General features: G+C 62.5%; 3 protein-coding genes. All 3 read right to left on the bottom strand.

All coding sequences use genetic code 11. The features are described from left to right. Positions 1–65: 65 nt before the first annotated feature. Entirely contained in the window at positions 66–1,262 is a 1,197-nt protein-coding gene (locus AC1DLB_RS25385; RefSeq protein ID WP_477743069.1) for a cystathionine gamma-synthase, read from the bottom strand. Beyond that, positions 1,259–2,635, bottom strand: a complete 1,377-nt coding sequence (locus AC1DLB_RS25390; RefSeq protein WP_064618027.1) for a pyridoxal-phosphate dependent enzyme — start codon at positions 2,633–2,635, stop codon at positions 1,259–1,261. Before AC1DLB_RS25390 ends, AC1DLB_RS25385 begins: the two co-directional genes overlap by 4 nt. Before the next feature lie 281 nt (positions 2,636–2,916). Further along, positions 2,917–3,400: 3'-5' exonuclease (locus AC1DLB_RS25395; protein ID WP_477785863.1), on the bottom strand; the 484-nt coding region annotated here is incomplete at its 5' end.

Raw genomic sequence — 3,400 nt, forward strand, 5'->3', positions numbered from 1 at the left:
GACCGCACTAGCCGGATTCACGACGGCTTCGCCGCCGAACGCTGCCTCGCGCTGCTCGACAGCTGCTACAAGGAATGCATCGCCGCAACTTGCATCAGCGCCTGGCCCAGATCGGCGCGTAGGTCTTCGACATCCTCCACCCCCACAGACAAACGCACCAGCGCATCGCTGATGCCTAGCTGTGCGCGTGTTTCTGCGGGAATGGTGGCGTGAGTCATGATCGCCGGGTGCTCGATCAGGCTTTCCACCCCGCCCAGGCTCTCGGCCAAGGCAAAGATCCGCACACTCTCGAGAAAACGCCTGGCGCCCGTCAGGTCGCTGTTCAGCTCGACGGAAATCATCCCACCGAACCCGCGCATCTGCCGCCGCGCCAATTCGTGCTGCGGGTGCGATGCCAGGCCCGGATAATACACGCGTGCCACTTGCGGCTGACGTTCCAGCCATTGCGCCAACTCCAGCGCGTTGCTGCAATGACGTTCCATGCGCAGCGCCAGGGTCTTCACCCCGCGCAAGGTGAGGAATGCGTCGAACGGCCCGGCGATCGCCCCCACTGCGTTCTGCAGAAAGCCCAGGCGCTCGGCCAGTTCTGCATTCTGCCCGACCACTGCGATGCCGCCGATCACGTCGGAGTGGCCGTTCAGGTATTTGGTGGTCGAGTGCAACACGATGTCGAAGCCCAGCTCCAGCGGCCGCTGGATCCACGGGCTGGCGAAGGTGTTGTCCGCCACGCAGATGATGCCGCGCTCGCGACAGATCCGTGCGACAGCGGTGAGATCAGTGAGGCTGAGCAAAGGATTGCTCGGCGTCTCGACCCAGACCATTCGCGTGTCGTCCTGCAGCGCCGCTTCGAAGGCCGTCAGGTTCGTCAGATCGACGAAGCTGAAGCGATGCCCCGCGCTGCGCCGGCGCACCCGTTCGAACAGACGGAAMGTCCCGCCGTACAAATCATTGCCAGAAACGATGTGCGCACCCGCGTCGAGCAATTCGAGCACAGTGGCGATCGCCGCCAGTCCGGAGGCGAAAGCGAACGCCTGGGTGCCGCCCTCAAGGTCCGCCACGCAACGCTCCAGGGCAAAGCGCGTCGGGTTGTGCGAACGCCCGTAATCGAAGCCCTTGTGCACACCGGGGCTCTGCTGCGCATAGGTGGAGTTGGCGTAAATCGGTGGCATCAGCGCCCCGGTGGTCGGGTCCGGCGTCTGTCCGGCATGGATCACACGGGTGGCAAAGCCCCGTGGCGCGGTGCTTTCATCGTGCTGACTCATGCCAGTGATCTCCGCAAGTGATTGAGCATGTCGACGCGGGTAATCAGGCCATGGAAGCCCGAGGTATCGGCGATGATCGCCACCAGCCCACGGTCGAGCACCGCCTCCAGTTCAGCAAGACTGGCGCCGGGAGGCAGGGTTTCGAGTTTGTCGGTCATCGCGCTGGTCACGGTCATGCGAAAGTGCGTGGCGTCTTCATGCACGCCAAACAGAATATCGGACTCGTCGATGACCCCGACCAGCCGCTGCCCGTCCACCAGCACCGGCAGTTGCGACACATCCGCCAGGCGCATGCGCTGGAAGGCGGTGAGCAAGGTGTCGTCCGGGCCGACGCTGACCACCCGGCCATCCTCGAAACGCCGCGCGATCAGGTCACGCAAATCGCCGTAGCGTTTGCGCGCAAGCAGGCCCTGATCGTTCATCCACTGGTCGTTGTAGATCTTCGACAGATAACGGGTGCCGGTGTCGCAAACGAAACTGACCACCCGCTTCGGCTCGGTCTGCTCGCGGCAGTAACGCAATGCCGCCGCCAGCAAGGTGCCAGTCGAAGAGCCGCCGAGAATGCCTTCGGCGCGCAGCAGTTGGCGGGCATGATCGAAGCTTTCCTCGTCGCTGATCGAATAGGCCTTGCGCACGCTGGAAAGGTCGGCAATCGACGGAATGAAATCCTCGCCGATGCCCTCCACCGCCCAGGAACCGGGCGTACCGAGGGTGCCGCTGCGGCTGTATTCGGCCATCACCGAGCCGACCGGATCGGCCAGCACCATTTCCAGATTCGGTTGTACGCGCTGAAAGAAACGAGTCAGCCCGGTCAGCGTGCCAGCCGAACCGACACCGACCACGATGGCATCCACATCATGCTGAGTCTGCGCCCAGATCTCCGGCGCGGTGCTGCACTCGTGGGCCAGCGGGTTGGCCGGGTTGTTGAACTGATCGGCGAAGAAGGCGTCGGGAATGTCCTTGGCCAGCCGCGCAGCGACGTCCTGGTAATAATCGGGATGGCCCTTGCCGACGTCGGAGCGGGTGATATGCACCTCGGCGCCCATCGCTTTGAGGTGAAGGACTTTCTCGGTGGACATCTTGTCCGGCACCACCAGTACCACCCGATAGCCCTTGGCGCGACCGACCAGGGCCAGCCCCAGGCCAGTGTTGCCGGCCGTGGCCTCGACGATGGTACCGCCGGGGCGCAGGCGACCGTCGCGCTCGGCGGCATCGATCATCGCCAGGCCGATGCGATCCTTGATCGAACCACCGGGGTTCTGCGATTCAAGCTTGAGGAACAGTGTGCATGGGCCGGTATCGAAGCGGCTGATACGCACCAGCGGCGTATTGCCGATCAGTTCGAGCACGGCGGGACGGGAGTTGTTCGGCATGTCGTCACCTCGCTACGGGTATCCGCACTGGATGGACAGCGACCTGAAGCGAGTCGAGCGCCTCGTCGCAATCAAAGCCTCGCTTGGACCATAGGCCGGGATCGCGACCCTCGCAACTTTTGTGGCGAGCGAGCTTGTTGTGGCGAGGGAGCTTGCTCCCGCTTGAGTGCGCAGCGCTCACAAAAATCGGCAATGCTTGTCGCATTTTTGGGGCCGCTACGCAGCCCAGCGGGAGCAAGCTCCCTCGCCACAGGTTTTTTGACTCAAGACTCTCTTGAGGTTCAGGCCTGCACTTTTCCCTGACGATGATCGGCAAAAAACGCCTTGCCCTTGCCGATCCGGTCGGAGGCCTTGGGCATATTCGCCGCCTGGGTATCCTGGCCATCGACATACCAGTAGCAATGGCTCACCGCCCGGGTGATGCCCACGTAGGCCAGACGCAGGATCTCGTCTTTCTGTGCGCTGTCGTAGGGCTCGCTGTCGCCGGCCTTGCCGAGCCCGGCCATGCGATAGACCTGGTTCTTGTAAGGCGAACTGGTCAGATGCTGGCAATCTCCCAGCAGGAATACCGCATCAGCTTGCAGGCCCTTGGCGCTGTGATAGGTCAGTTGCTTGAGCCGTCGCGCGTCGTACGGCAAGCTAGAATCAACATTAACTACAGACTGAATATGTTCTTCTATCAATGACTTATCGCTACTTTTTCGATAAAGCATCAAGATTGAATCGCCTTTTCTGTAGTGCTCGATCAGGCGCTGGGCCATGCCC

This window comes from Pseudomonas sp. 05N434, from assembly GCF_056396965.1.